Origin of the sequence: Streptomyces sp. NPDC006458, from assembly GCF_040612135.1 — a bacterium.
Lineage (GTDB): Bacteria > Actinomycetota > Actinomycetes > Streptomycetales > Streptomycetaceae > Streptomyces.
The window spans coordinates 60857-73921 of the sequence record NZ_JBEXPR010000010.1; the positions used below are offsets into that span (position 1 = coordinate 60857).

13 protein-coding genes are annotated in these 13065 nt (G+C 71.8%); 10 read left to right on the forward strand and 3 right to left on the reverse strand.

The window, feature by feature from the left end; genetic code table 11:
- Positions 1–12: 12 nt before the first annotated feature.
- Positions 13–201, reverse strand: coding sequence for a hypothetical protein (locus ABZZ79_RS15600; RefSeq protein ID WP_356689622.1), 189 nt, complete (start codon positions 199–201; stop codon positions 13–15).
- Positions 202–435: 234 nt separating this feature from the next.
- Between ABZZ79_RS15600 and ABZZ79_RS15605 the strand changes: the two genes are divergently transcribed.
- On the forward strand, positions 436–876 hold the full coding sequence (locus ABZZ79_RS15605; protein ID WP_356689465.1) for an SPW repeat protein: 441 nt from the start codon (positions 436–438) through the stop codon (positions 874–876).
- 197 nt (positions 877–1073) lie between these two features.
- On the opposite strand, the gene ABZZ79_RS15610 is transcribed toward ABZZ79_RS15605, so the two are convergent.
- Positions 1074–1838 (reverse strand): metalloregulator ArsR/SmtB family transcription factor, encoded by a 765-nt coding sequence (locus ABZZ79_RS15610; protein ID WP_356689466.1) that lies wholly within the window; start codon positions 1836–1838, stop codon positions 1074–1076.
- A 117-nt stretch (positions 1839–1955) separates the two neighbouring features.
- Positions 1956–2732 (reverse strand): GNAT family N-acetyltransferase, encoded by a 777-nt coding sequence (locus ABZZ79_RS15615; RefSeq protein ID WP_356689467.1) that lies wholly within the window; start codon positions 2730–2732, stop codon positions 1956–1958.
- Between the two features lie 154 nt (positions 2733–2886).
- Here ABZZ79_RS15615 and ABZZ79_RS15620 point away from each other — a divergent pair, with 154 nt between their 5' ends.
- From ABZZ79_RS15620 to ABZZ79_RS15660, 9 genes are all read left to right on the forward strand, one after another.
- A complete protein-coding gene (locus tag ABZZ79_RS15620) occupies positions 2887–3225 on the forward strand; it encodes a hypothetical protein (protein WP_356689638.1) in 339 nt (112 codons plus the stop codon).
- A 17-nt stretch (positions 3226–3242) separates the two neighbouring features.
- Complete coding sequence (locus ABZZ79_RS15625) at positions 3243–3869, forward strand: hypothetical protein (RefSeq protein WP_356689623.1); 627 nt, start codon at positions 3243–3245, stop codon at positions 3867–3869.
- A 46-nt stretch (positions 3870–3915) separates the two neighbouring features.
- Complete coding sequence (locus tag ABZZ79_RS15630) at positions 3916–4281, forward strand: hypothetical protein (protein WP_356689468.1); 366 nt, start codon at positions 3916–3918, stop codon at positions 4279–4281.
- Between the two features lie 53 nt (positions 4282–4334).
- On the forward strand, positions 4335–6026 hold the full coding sequence (locus ABZZ79_RS15635; RefSeq protein WP_356689469.1) for a zinc ribbon domain-containing protein: 1692 nt from the start codon (positions 4335–4337) through the stop codon (positions 6024–6026).
- A gap of 4 nt (positions 6027–6030) precedes the next feature.
- On the forward strand, positions 6031–6414 hold the full coding sequence (locus tag ABZZ79_RS15640) for a hypothetical protein (RefSeq protein ID WP_356689470.1): 384 nt from the start codon (positions 6031–6033) through the stop codon (positions 6412–6414).
- A 126-nt stretch (positions 6415–6540) separates the two neighbouring features.
- Positions 6541–7038 carry a nucleoside deaminase gene (locus ABZZ79_RS15645; protein ID WP_356689624.1) on the forward strand — a complete coding sequence of 166 codons (498 nt, stop codon included), beginning with the start codon at positions 6541–6543 and terminating at the stop codon, positions 7036–7038.
- Between the two features lie 117 nt (positions 7039–7155).
- Positions 7156–7332, forward strand: a complete 177-nt coding sequence (locus tag ABZZ79_RS15650) for a hypothetical protein (protein WP_356689471.1) — start codon at positions 7156–7158, stop codon at positions 7330–7332.
- A 5-nt stretch (positions 7333–7337) separates the two neighbouring features.
- A complete protein-coding gene (gene galE, locus ABZZ79_RS15655; protein WP_356689472.1) occupies positions 7338–8429 on the forward strand; it encodes a UDP-glucose 4-epimerase GalE in 1092 nt (363 codons plus the stop codon).
- A gap of 189 nt (positions 8430–8618) precedes the next feature.
- Positions 8619–13049, forward strand: a complete 4431-nt coding sequence (locus ABZZ79_RS15660; RefSeq protein WP_356689625.1) for an aminotransferase class I/II-fold pyridoxal phosphate-dependent enzyme — start codon at positions 8619–8621, stop codon at positions 13047–13049.
- Positions 13050–13065: the final 16 nt, after the last annotated feature.

Sequence of the window (13065 nt, forward strand, 5' to 3'; positions counted from 1 at the left end):
GCGGGGCCGGCCTCAGGCCCGCTCGCCCGTGCGGACCACGACGAGGAAGGAGTCGGACTCCAGGTCCATCACCACGGTGGCGGGCTCGCCTTCGGCGCGCAGGCGGGCCGCGCACTCCTCGGCCGGCCACGATCCGCGCGGCGCTCCCGCCGGAAACCGTTCCAGTACCTTCGCGCCCACAGCCGCAGACACCTCCCGGATCGAGACGGACGACTTCCCTCCCTGCGCATGCCCGGGATTGCCGCGTACACGCCACCCGGTTGCGCGCCTTGTCCGCGGTCGCCGCGCGCGGCTGCCCGGTGCGGCGACGGGAGACGGTCCGTAACGCGCCCACCTCTACACATAAAGGCGATATAAGCGCAGAATGCAGATACGCAGCTGTTGTCCGCACACCGCCTCAGACGCGGTCGGCCTGCGAGTCGAAGGAGACGAGTCATGGCCAACGTCTCTCATCCCAGGGGTGACATGACGACTCACCCCGATGTCTCCGAAATGCGGGCCCGGTACGCCCGCATGCTCGGTGGTCGTGATGTGGCGCTCGTGGACGGGCCGGTGTTCCTGCTCGGCCTGTACTGCGCCGTATCGCCGTGGATCCTCCACTACACCACCAGCCAGCCCGACCTGGTGGTCCACAACCTGATCATGGGCCTCGCCATCGCGGTGCTGGCCCTGGGCTTCACCCGGGCTCCGGAGCGCATGTACGGCCTGAGCTGGGCCATGTGCGCGCTGGGCGTGTGGATGATCGTCTCGCCGTGGATCGTCGGCGACGGCCCCGACGCGGGCGTGGTCCTGAACAACGTCATCATCGGCGGCCTGGCCGTGGTGCTGGGGATGATCTGCGCCGTCACGGCGGCCAGGAGCGCATCCCAGCCGTAGCCGGCGGGGAGGAGAGGGACGGACGAAAGGGGCCGGTCCGCGCGAGGCGGACCGGTCCCTCACCCGTCCCGGCGGACCGGCCCGTGCCGCATCCCGGCGGGACGCCCCCTGCCGCATCCCGGCGGGACGCCCCCTGCCGCATCCCGGCGGGACGCCCCGTGCCGCATCCCGGCGGACCGGCCGTCCCCGGCGCCCCGTCAGGACGGGACCTCCCAGGGCGCCTGCGGCATCACCTGTCCCGTCTCCAGCAGGGACTTCAGGTTGGCGAGCACGGCGGGCCAGCCGGCCGACGCGTCGGACAGCTCGCCCTCGTCGTTGAGGTCCTCGTGGGTGACCGTCAGCCGCACGATGCCGCCGTGCGGCCGGATGTCGAAGGTGACCCGGGAGTGCCGGTCCTCCCGGCTCTCCTCGTCCGGCGCGGCCCAGGTGGTGACCAGCCGGGCGGGAGGCTCGCTCTCCACGACCCGGCCGACCACGTCGGCGACACCGGAACCGTCGGTGCGCACATGCGCCCAGCGGGAGCCGGCCCGCCAGTCCGACTCGTTGCGGTGACCCCAGTAGGCGGCGGTGAGATCGGCGTCGGTGAGCGCCTCCCAGACCTTCTCGGGGGTGCTCGCGATATAGGTGACGTAGACGAAGGTGGGCTTGTCGGTCATGGCTGCCTCGGCTTGTCGCTTGACGGCGCCGAGCACGCGCAGGCGCGGGCGCTCGAACTTGTCGATCCACCGCTCCTGGACCTCGTGGAGCGGAACCGGGTTGAGGTAGTGCAGCTTCTCCCTCCCCCGCCGCACGGAGCCGATCAGGTTGGCGGCCTCCAGGACACCGAGGTGCTGGGTGACGGACTGGCGGGTCATCTCGAAGCGCTCGCAGAGTTCGCCGAGCGTCTGCCCGCCGCGTTCGTGCAGCGTGTCGAGGAGGCGTCGCCTGGTGTCGTCCGACAGCGCCTTGAAGACCTTGTCCATACCGGGATCGGGTCCCGGACCGCTCTCCGATCGCACACTCCACGTTATGCAGGCAATTACCTGCATGTCAATGGGGCCGTCCCGCCCCCGATGTGGCGCGCGGTACGGCCGGCCCGCTCAGGGCGTGTACACGTACGGCGTGGTCGTCGTCAGCGGCGCGAAGCCCAGGCGGCGCAGGATCGGACGGCTCTGGTCGGAGGCGTCGACCTGGAGATAGCGGTAGCCGTGGTCCAGGGCGGCCCGCGCGCGATGGGCGACCAGACAGCGGTAGATGCCCCGGCCGCGCCACGCCTCGACCGTCCCGCCGCCCCAGAGCCCGGCGAAATCGGTGCCGGGCACGAGCTCCATCCGCGCCGAGCTCACCGGCTCGTCCCCGGCCAGCGCGAGGACGGCCAGGACCGTGTCGGGCGTCGCGGCGAGCTGGGCGAGCATACGGTGACGCAGCCGGGAGGCATCCGTACCGAAGGCCTTCTCGTGCACCTCGGCCACCTGCTCGACGCCCGCGGCGTCGGTCACGCGCACCACGCGGACGCCGTCCGGGTCCGGCCCGTCGAGGTCGAGGGCGGCCGCCTCGGCGACCATCACGGTCTCCTCGGGCCCGGCGGTGAACCCGGCCGCGAGGAGCCTGCGCCCGAGGTCGGCCGGCTCGTCGTGGCCGTACGCCTTCCACTCGAACTCGTGACCGAACTCGCTGAAGTAGGCCACCTGTTCGGCGATGGCGGCATCGGCTCCCGCGGCGTCCAGGCCGGACCACAGGACGCCGTTCCAGCCGAGCGCGGAGGACACCTGGCGCACCACGGGCCCGGACCGCTCGACGCGCGCGTCGGGGCCGTCGGGGCGGGCGTGCCGGCGCAGCTGCCGGTCGTGTTCGAGAAGTACCGTCGCATGATCCATGGGCGTCACTCCAGCACCATCCACCACCGCACGCAACGCAATTTAGAATTATGCAACTCCGCCTCAAAAGAATCATGAGAAGCGGCCGAAGAAGCGCCACGAGAATATGCCTGAACCCTCGCATCACACGTCGGCCGACTGCTACCTTCCAGCCATGTCGCAGCAACGGGGGCTCGCGGTCTGGGCGTTGTTTCTTTTCGCGGGAATTTTCTTGGTGATCTATTTCCCTGCCGAAGATCTCTTCTTTCGGCTGGTGATCGATCTACTGGTTCTACCGGCCGTGGGAATTCTGTTCCTGTCGGTCCGTGAGTGGTTCTCGCCGACGACCGCCATGGCACAGCCGGCACCTTCCATGACGCCCTGTCCGGGCCCCGTGGTGACCGGATCGCCGAACGGCTCCGGCCCGGCGCCGTATACCCCCAGGACGCGGTTCCCGGTGCGGGCCCCGAGATCTATCACCTGCGGCAGAAATGCCTGCCGACCTATCTCGTGATCGACGCGTCGAGTTCGATGCAGCCGCACCAGAACACGCTCAATCGAACTCTGGCGCAGTTGCACGCGACGATTTCCGAGAGCCCTCGGGTCTCGGAATTCGCGCACATGTCGCTCATCGCTTTCTCGACCGATGCGCATCTGATCATCGAAATGACCGACCTCGACCGTATCGAGGTGATGCCGGAAGTCGTGTGCAACGGCCTCACCAACTATTCCGCGGCCTTCGACCTGGTGCGCAGCCGCATCGAGACGGACGTGGACGATCTGCGCGCGATGGGCATGGCCGTGCTGCGGCCGGTGATGTTCCTGCTCACCGACGGCGCGCCGACCGACGAGCACTGGCACGACGCGTTCCGCAGGCTCGTCGACCGCTCCTGGCACCGCTATCCGCACGTCATCAGCTACGGCTTCGGGGCGGCCAACCCGGACGTGCTCGGCAAGGTCGCCACCAAGGCGGCGTTCCTCGCCGACGCGGGGGTCGACCAGGACCGGGCGCTGCTGGAGGCGCTGGGCAGCTGGCTCAACTCCCTGGTCGCCTCCTCCCGGGCGGGCGAGATGCAGATACCGCGGCACACGCCGGGGTTCACCGAGCAGCCGGTGAACCCGGAGTACCTGACGGTGTCGGCCGAGTACATGGACTGACCGCCGCGGACCGAAGAGACCATCGCGCCTACCCCGAGGAGCGGCCGTGTCCGCCCGTCATTCAGCCCGTTCGCAGAACAGGCGCCTGTTCCTGGCCACCGGGCTGGTGGCCGTGGCCGCGCTGCTGCGCCTCACGTCCCCGGACGGCGGGGCGGACGAGGGTCCCGAGCCCGAGCGGGGCCCGTCGACCGTGTCCTCCGTGCCGACCCGTCGGAGCGCGCCGTCGGCCGGGGACCCCGCCCCGAGCCGCACCACCCGCCCCGCCTCACCGTCACCGTCCCCCTCCGGGTCCCGGTCCACGGCCGACCCGGACCCCGGCACCACCGCTCCCAAGTCCGGTACGTCGCCTTCGCGTTCGTACCCGGACCCGCCCCGGACGCCGCCGCAGCAGTACGACCCGGCGGGGCCCTGACGGGGCTTCAGCCCACCGCACGTTCCGGCGTGCCGAACAGAAGACAGACGACCATGACCCGTCCGACGTCACGGTGTCCGCGCTGCGGAGCCGACAACGACCCCAACTACACCACCTGCGCCCTGTGCGGCGGCGTGCGTGTCTTCGACCCGGGTGCCGGTACGACCACCACGGCCGCGCCCGCCGCGAAGCCGGCCCCGCCCAAGTGGAGCCCGCCGCCCACCGTCCCCGCGCCCGTCTCCCCGCCCGCCGGGGGCTCCCCGGCCGCTGCGGCGTCCCGGCCGCGCTTCGCCCGTGACGTCACCCGCTATCTGTGCGCGGCCGTGCACATCGACACCAAGTTCGCCCGCCGCGCCGTCGAGGAGATCCTGGAGGAGCCGCGGCGTGCCGTCGCCACCTCGCCCGGGGTGGACCTCGGCTGCGTCCTCAAGCACGCGCTGGCGGCCCGCCGCCGCCAGGTGCGCCGGGACGTGGTCCTCAGCGTGCTGCTGCTGGCCGTGCTGGTCACGATCCCGTTCACCGCGGGCCTGAGCCTGTTCCTGGGCATCCTCGCGGCCTGGGTGATCGTCGCCGTCGACTCGCTGTCGGTGCACTACGGCGTGATCGCCCGGCGGCTCAAGCGGGAGAACTTCGACCACACGCGGGCGCCCCGGCCGCTGTCCGGCGAGAACCGGCGCCGCATCGAGGCGATCGAGCGACGCGACCGCGGCAATGTCGTGGTCTTCTCGCACTACGCGCCCTTCATCGGCTACGGCCAGGAGATGAGCACCTGGTCCTTCCCGCTGAACACCGAACGCCCGGTGGAGGGAGCGGCCGTCCGGCCCTTCACCGTCCATGAGCTCAACGACCATCTGCGGCTCCGCATAGGCGAGTTGAAGCTGCCCGGCGTCAACATCGAGGACCTGCTGCTGGTCAACGGGCAGGACCTGCTGTACGGCGTGGACGACCGCACCCGCGCCGAGCTGCTGCCCGAGGAGGCGGGGCCGCCGCGGGAGAAGGCGTCCGACGGCCTGTTACGGGACCTGCGCGAGGACGGCAAGGGCCGGGCCCGCCCCTACCTCGCGATCCGGGTCACCGGCTGGAGCGGCGAGCTGGTGAGCACGCTGTTCGTCCGCTGCGCCCTGCTCTCCGACCGCAGGATGCTGTTCGTCGAGGGCAGCAGCGCACTGCTGGCCCCGGTGCGCGAGCAGTACCGCATCGCCGACCAGCTGCTCGACTCGCCGACGTTCCGGCAGTGGTGGGGGCTGGTGGGACGGGCCGGGATGCGCTCGTTCTTCCTGCTTCTCGGCGCGCCCTTCTCGGTCGTGGCGGGCCTGTTCTCGCCCTTCTTCGAGTACCGCAAACAGCGCCGCCAGGCCCGGGAGATCCGCCACCGCTCCTTCAACTACGGGGCGTCCTTCAGCATCCGCGACGCCGCGAGCGACCAGCGCTACTACCGCTACTTCCAGCAACTGGACGGCGAGTTGTACGCCAAGACGGTCGAACACCGGGTGCTGGACGCGCTGGTGGAGTTCCTGGAGCTGCACGACATCGACTCCTCCGAGCTCGTCCAGCGCCAGACGACCATCTACAACAACGGCCTGTACGCGGGCGGGAACGTGACTCTGAACAGCTCCGCCGTCGGCACCGGCGGCAGCATCGCCCGCGTCTTCCAGCGCGGCCAGTCCGGCGGCGCGGATGCCCGGGGAACGGCTCCCGCGCCCGCCGCCGCCTCGCCCGCCCGTACGGCCCCCAGGGGAAGGTGACCGCATGCCGGACAAGCACGCCGCCGAGGGGAACAGCGGCATCAGCGTGGGCGGCGACCTCACCGTCGACGACAGCGCCGTCGCCGTGAACCGCTCGACGGCCACGGTGAACTCCGCCGGCCCTGCCGACCGCGCGAGCGCCGTCGAGGAACTGCGCACCGCCGCCCGGCTGCTGGTGGAGCATCTGCGCGAGCACCGCGACCGGTGCGAGGACGGCGACGACCTCGTCGAGACGGCCGAGCTGGTCGAGGCCGAACTGGCCGCTCAGGAACCCCGCCGCACCCGCCTGCTGCGCTGGCTCGGCTCGCTCGCCCCGGGTGTGGCCGCGTCGGCGGCCGTCGCGGCCGATGTGGCGGCGATCCAGGAGAGCGTGACCGGCCTGTTCTGAGGAGCGCCCCGGGCGCCGCGAGCGAGGCCCGGCCCGCTCGCGGCGCACCGGACAGCGGCCCACCGCGTCCTGCCTCCCGCCCGCCGTAGGGTGGGCGCCGGGGATCATGACGCGAGGAGGGACCTGATCATGGTGACGGATGCCGAGCTGGCCTGTCTGCGCCGGTGTGTGGAGCTCGCGGCCGAGGCCGTGGAGGCCGGGGACGAGCCGTTCGGTTCGGTGCTGGTGGACGCGGACGGCAAGGTCCTGGCCGAGGACCGCAACAGGGTGGCCGACGGCGACCGCACCCGGCACCCGGAGTTCGCCCTCGCCCGCTGGGCGGCGGAGCACATGACCCCCGGCGAGCGCGCGGCGGCGACCGTGTACACCTCGGGCGAGCACTGCCCGATGTGCGCGGCGGCGCACGCCTGGGTGGGCCTCGGCAGGATCGTGTACGTGGCGTCCTCGGCGCAGTTCGGCGAGTGGCTCGGCGAGCTGGGCGTCCCCGCGCCCCCGGTGCGCACGCTGCCGGTCAACGAGGTGGCCCCCGGCGTGACGGTGGCGGGCCCGGTCCCCGAGCTGGTCCCCGAGGTGCGGGCGTTGGTGAACCGCTGCTACGGGCGCGAGGGGGGCCTGGCGGAGTGACTCGGAGAATCCGGTCGGCCCATGGCTTGACGTAGGCCCGCAAGGCGCGCACAGTCGTACATATACGTCGTAAACATACCTCGTCAGCGTACAGCGCTACGCGCAGGAGCGTCCGCCATGACGCACACCGAGCCATCTCCCGCTCCGCGGGCGCGCCGGGTCGGCTCCGGCCTCGCGAGCCCCGCTCTGCCGTTCGCGTCCGCCGTGACCGGCGCCCCCGCGGAGTCCACCATGGTCCCCTCGTGCCCGGCACGGGGACGGCTGCTGCACGAGGCGACGCCCCCGGTCCGGTGAGCACGGTGGACAACCGGAGGTCCTACGACAGCACCGGGGCAGTGGACACTCCGTCCACGGTCCTGGTCACCGGCGGCGCCGGATTCATCGGCAGCCACGCCTGTGTCGAACTGCTCGACCACGGCTACGAGGTGATCGTCGTCGACGACTACTCCCACAGCTCACCCCAGGTCCTGACCAGGGTGGAACGGATCGCCGGCCGTTTCGTCGGCGCCGTGTACGAGCTGGACATCCGTGATCGGCGCGCCCTCTCGGCCGTCTTCGACCGCCACTCCGTGGACGCCGTCGTGCACTTTGCCGCGCACAAGGCCGTGGGCGCCTCGACCCGGATGCCCGTCCCGTACTACGACGTCAACCTCGGCGGCACCACCGCGCTGCTGACCGCGATGCACGAGCACCATGTGCGCCGGCTGGTGTTCTCCTCGTCCTGCTCGGTCTACGGCGAGGCCGGCGGCGGCCCCCTCGACGAGTCGACCCCGGCCCGCCCGACCAACCCCTACGCCCGCTCCAAGTGGCTGTGCGAGCAGATCCTGGCGGACGTATGCCGGCACTGGCCGGAGTTCACGGTGCTGTGCCTGCGCTACTTCAACCCGGTCGGCGCCCACCCCAGCGGCCTGCTCGGCGAGGACCCGGGCGGCACACCCGACAACCTGATGCCGTACATCGCCCAGGTCGCCGTGGGGCGCCGGGAGCGGCTGCGGGTGTTCGGCGCCGACTACCCGACCCCCGACGGCACCGCGATCCGTGACTATGTGCACGTCATGGACACCGTGGAGGCGCACCGGGTGGCTCTGGACCATCTCAGCGACGCACCCGGCATGCACGTCTTCAACATCGGCACCGGCATCGGCAGTTCGGTGCTGGACGTGGCCACCGCCTTCGGTTCGGCATGCGGCCGGCCGATCCCCTACGAGATCGTCGAGCGGCGTCCCGGGGACGTGGCCGAACTGGTCGCGGACGCGAGCGCGGTGGACCACGCCTGGGGCTGGCGCCCGACCCGGGACCTGTTCGCGATGTGCCGTGACGCCTGGCATTTCCAGCTGCTCAACCCGCGCGGCTACGCCGGTTCCGCGCGACGCCCGAGCACGAAGGAGTGAGCCGATAAAGTGGGCTTTCTCCGAGGTGGACGCCGTCCTCGCGTCCGCGCCCGGTAACGGGCTCTGATCCCCACGAGATGCAGGCGCGCACCCTCGATGCCTACGATCGAGATCAGTCCGGACCAGGCAGACGGCCCGGCGCCCGCCCCCACGAGGAGGCGACCGCCTTTGCTGCCTCCCCAGCGGCTCATGGCCGCCTACATCACGCTGGTCGTGATCCTGACGACCGTCTATCTGACGGTGCCCAGCGCCTTTGTCATGGTGTACGGGCTGATCGGGCTGGCCGGAGCGGCCGCCGTCGCCACCGGGACCCTGGTCCACCGGCCCGTTCACTCCTGGCCGTGGTGGGTGCTCGCCCTCGCGCTGCTGATCTTCATCGCGGGCGACACGTACTACAACACGGTGGAGGAGTACTTCGGCGCCTCCAACCCGTTCCCCTCCCCCGCCGACGCCTGCTATCTGGTCACCTATCCACTTTTCGCGATCGGGCTGTCCGGCCTGGTGCGCTATCGCTCCTCCGGGCGCGACCTGCCCGGCCTGCTCGACTCGCTGATCGTCACCGCGGGTCTGGCGCTGCCCGTGTGGCTGTACCTGGTCCAGCCACAGTCGGAGGTGGAGGGCCTGACCTGGCAGCAGAAGGCCATCAGCGTCGCCTACCCCCTGGGTGACGTGCTCGTCCTCGCGCTGCTGGCCCATCTGCTGATCCGCGGCCCGCTGACCGGGCCCAACCGCTCGGTACAGCTGCTGGTCCTCGGCACCGCCACGCTGCTCGGCTTCGACATCCTCTACGGCCTCGTCCAGCTGAACTCGAGCTGGCAGACCGGCACGGCCCTGGACGCCGGGTGGATCATCTTCTACACGGCCTGGGGCCTGGCCGCGCTGCACCCGTCCATGGTCGAGCTGACGGCGCCGGTGCCGCACAGGGAGTCGTTGCTGGCGCTGCCGCGCCGACTGGTGCTGCTCGCCCTGATCACCCTGATCGCGCCGGCCATCCTGCTGATCGAGGGCCTGACCGGCACGCCCCGGCACGCCCCGGTCATCGCCGCCTTCTCCGGCGTGCTCTTCCTGCTGGTCATCCTGCGGCTCGCGGTCATGGTGGTGGCCCACCGCAGGGCCGTGGACCGCGAGCACGCCCTGCGCGGGGCGGCCGCCTCGCTGGTGTCGGCGGTGCGGCCCGAGGAGGTCACCCGGTCCTGCGAGGGGGCGGTGGACACGCTGCTGGGTCCGGACGTGCCGCACCGCACGGTGCTGCTGCCCGCGGACCGGGCCGTCGAGCTGGGGCTGCGCGCGCCTCGGCTGCTGCGGGCGGACCATCTCGGACCGGAGCAGGACCTCGCCGACGAGGTCGGCGGCCTGGAGGCGGCGCTCGTGTGCCCGCTGACGCCGCGCGAGCGTGCCTCCGAGCAGGCGCGCGGTGTCCTGCTGGTCGCGGGCCCGGCCCGGCGGCTCACCGAGACCCGGCGGTCGCTGGAGATCCTCGCCTCGCACGCGGGCCTCGCCCTGGAGCGGGTCGTCCTGCGCCAGGAGGTGGTCCGCCGGGAGAGCGAGGCCTACTTCCGCACCCTGGTGCGCAACGCCTCCGACGTCATCCTGATCCTGGAGGACGACGACCGGATCAGATACGCCAGCCCCTCGGCCGCGTCCGTGTTCGGCACCGCCGACCTCACCGGCCGCCCGCTGCCCGAACTGCTGGACCCCCGCGACCGGCGGCGTGCCGCGCGGGAGCTGGCCTCGGTGCGGGAGAACGGGCCGCGCAACGCCCACGACCACTGGTGGGTGCGGCGCGGCGAGGACCGGGTCGAGGTGGAGGTGCGGTGCAGCGACTTCCGCGACGAGCGCACCGTGGCCGGACTCGTGATCACGCTGCGGGACGTCACCGAGCAGCGCCGGCTGGAGCACGAGCTGACCCAGCGTGCCTTCCACGACTCCCTGACCGGCCTGCCCAACCGCACGCTGCTGCTGGAGCGCATCGAACGGGCCCTGCTGCGCGGCCGCCGCGAGGGCTCGCTGACCTGTCTGCTCTTCATCGACCTGGACGACTTCAAGCTGGTCAACGACACGATGGGGCACTCGGCGGGCGACCATCTGCTGATCGCCGTGGCGAGCCGGCTGACCGCGATGCTGCGCCGCACCGACACCGCGGCGCGCCTCGGCGGGGACGAGTTCGCGGTGCTGATGGAGGACGCGCGCCGCCCGCTGGACGCCGAGCTGCTCGCCGCCCAGGTCGTGCAGACCCTCGGCAGGCCCTTCGACCTCGCCGACGAGAAGGTCACCGTGTCCGCCAGCGTGGGTGTGGCCACCGCCCGCGACAGCACCGACGCCGAGGAGCTGCTCGGCCATGCCGACCTCGCGCTGTACGCGGCGAAGGCGGCCGGGAAGCGGCAGTGGCGGCGGTTCCAGTCGATGCTGCACACCCGCATGGTCGAGCGGCACGACCTGCAGAGCCGGCTCGCGCAGGCCGTCGCCGGGCGGGAGTTCGCGCTGCGCTACCAGCCGGTGGTGGACATCACCGCCGGTGAGGTGGTCGGTTTCGAGGCGCTGGTGCGCTGGCCCAACGGCTCGCGCCGGCCGGTTGCGCCGGAGCAGTTCATCGAGATCGCGGAGGAGACGGGCCACATCGCGGTGCTGGGCTCCTGGGTGCTGCAGAACGCGGTCCACGACATCGTCGGGCTGCAGAAGCTGCCCGCACCGGGCGATCCGCTGTACGTCAGTGTCAACGTCTCCGCCCGGCAGTTCCGGGACGTCGGTTTCCTGGACCAGGTGGCGCAGGCGCTGCGCACTCCCGGCCTCGCGCCCGGCACTCTCCAGCTGGAGCTGACCGAGACGGTGCTGCTGCGCCACGACGCGCAGGTCCAGTCGGTGCTCTCCTCCCTGAAGGAGCTGGGCGTGCACATCGCGGTCGACGACTTCGGTACCGGCTTCTCCTCACTGCGCTACTTGCGGGACTTCCCGATCGACGTACTGAAGATCGACAAGTCGTTCATCGACGACATCACCCACGACTCCCAGCAGGTCGCCCTGGTCGAGGGCATCGTGCGGATCGCGGACACCCTGGGCCTCCAGGTGATCGCCGAGGGCATCGAGGACCCCGGCCAGCGGGACCTGCTGGCGGGCATGGGCTGCCGGTTCGGGCAGGGGTTCCTGTTCGCGCGGCCGATGACGGTCGAGCAGAGCGAACTGGCTCTGCTCGGCATCGGCTCGGGCTCCGACATCGGCTCCGGCTTCCGTTCCGGCTCCGGCTCCGGGGCCGGGGCCGGGGCCGGGGCCGGGGCCGGCGGCTCCGTGGTCGGCTCCGGGGGCGGCGGCTCCGGCTCCGGCTCCGGCTCCGGGGACGAGGGCATCGGCACCCGCACCCCGGTCGCACCCGAGCCCGACCCGCCCGACCCGCCCGCGCCGCGCCCCGCGGCCCGTGTGTCGGGCCTGGAGCATCTGCGGCGCACCAGCCCGATGAGCGACGCGGTCCTGGACGAGGTCCGCGGCCGGCACATCCGCAGCGGCGACCAATGGCTGATCGACTACGCCTCCTGCAACTACCTCGGCTTCGACTGGGAGCCGGAGATCATCGCCGCGGTCGAACCGGCCGTGCGCGCCTGGGGCACCCACCCGAGCTGGTCCCGGCTGCTGGGCAGCCCGCTGCTGTACCCGCAGATCGAGGAGCGGCTGACCGATCTGCTGGGCGCGCCGGACACCCTGCTGCTGCCGACGATCACGCTCATCCACTCCTCGGTGATCCCGGTCCTGGCCGAGCAGGGCAGCGTGTTCGTGGAGGCGACCGCGCACAAGACCATCTACGACGGCTGTGTGGCGGCCCGCTCCCAGGGCGCCACCCTGCGCCGCTTCCACGGCGAGCGGGTCGAGGAGCTGGCCGCGCTGCTGGCCGCCGCCCCGACGGGCGCGCCGCGCCTGGTGTGCCTGGACGGCGTCAACAGCATGAGCGGCAACATCCCCGACCTGCCCGCGCTCACCGGGGTGTGCCGGGAGCACGGCGCGACCCTTTACGTCGACGACGCCCACGGCTTCGGCGTGATCGGCGAGCGCGACCCGGCGGAGCTGTGCCCGTACGGTGCGCGCGGCAACAGCGTCGTGCGGCACACCGGGGAGTCCTACGAGGGGGTCGTGCTGGTCGGCGGTTTCTCGAAGGCCTACTCGTCGCTGCTGGCGTTCCTGGCCCTGCCCACGGAGATGAAGGACCGGCTGAAGGTCGCGGCGGGGCCGTATCTGTACTCGGGTCCCTCGCCCACGGCCTCGCTGGCGACCGCGCTGGCCGGACTGGACGTCAACGACCGGCGGGGCGACGTCATCCGGGCCGACCTCTACCGCAAGACGAGCCGGGTGCTGGAGCATCTGGAGGCGCTCGGGGTGGCCACCCTCAACCGCGACCGGCTGCCGATCATCGAGGTGCCGCTGGCCGAGCCGGACGACCTCGACGACGTCGGCACCTTCCTGTGGCAGTCGGGCATCTATGTGACGCTGGCCGCCTATCCGCTGGTGCCGCGGGACCGGGTGGGGTTCCGCATCCAGGTCACCGCGCTGAACTCGGACAGTGACATCGAGCGGCTGAACGGGACGCTGACCCGGCTGGCGGCCCGCTTCCCGCTGCGCACGACGGCCCGAGGGTGAGGGGGGCAGGGCGATG

Excerpts from the sequence above, each read along its gene's own strand:
- ABZZ79_RS15615 (WP_356689467.1), bottom strand. The coding sequence starts at position 2,732 with ATGGATCATGCGACGGTACTTCTCGAACACGACCGGCAGCTGCGCCGG.
- ABZZ79_RS15650 (WP_356689471.1), top strand. The coding sequence starts at position 7,156 with ATGACGCACACCGAGCCATCTCCCGCTCCGCGGGCGCGCCGGGTCGGC.
- ABZZ79_RS15620 (WP_356689638.1), top strand. The coding sequence starts at position 2,887 with ATGTCGCAGCAACGGGGGCTCGCGGTCTGGGCGTTGTTTCTTTTCGCG.
- ABZZ79_RS15635 (WP_356689469.1), top strand. The coding sequence starts at position 4,335 with ATGACCCGTCCGACGTCACGGTGTCCGCGCTGCGGAGCCGACAACGAC.
- ABZZ79_RS15625 (WP_356689623.1), top strand. The coding sequence starts at position 3,243 with ATGCAGCCGCACCAGAACACGCTCAATCGAACTCTGGCGCAGTTGCAC.
- ABZZ79_RS15605 (WP_356689465.1), top strand. The coding sequence starts at position 436 with ATGGCCAACGTCTCTCATCCCAGGGGTGACATGACGACTCACCCCGAT.
- ABZZ79_RS15610 (WP_356689466.1), bottom strand. The coding sequence starts at position 1,838 with ATGGACAAGGTCTTCAAGGCGCTGTCGGACGACACCAGGCGACGCCTC.
- ABZZ79_RS15640 (WP_356689470.1), top strand. The coding sequence starts at position 6,031 with ATGCCGGACAAGCACGCCGCCGAGGGGAACAGCGGCATCAGCGTGGGC.
- ABZZ79_RS15660 (WP_356689625.1), top strand. The coding sequence starts at position 8,619 with ATGGCCGCCTACATCACGCTGGTCGTGATCCTGACGACCGTCTATCTG.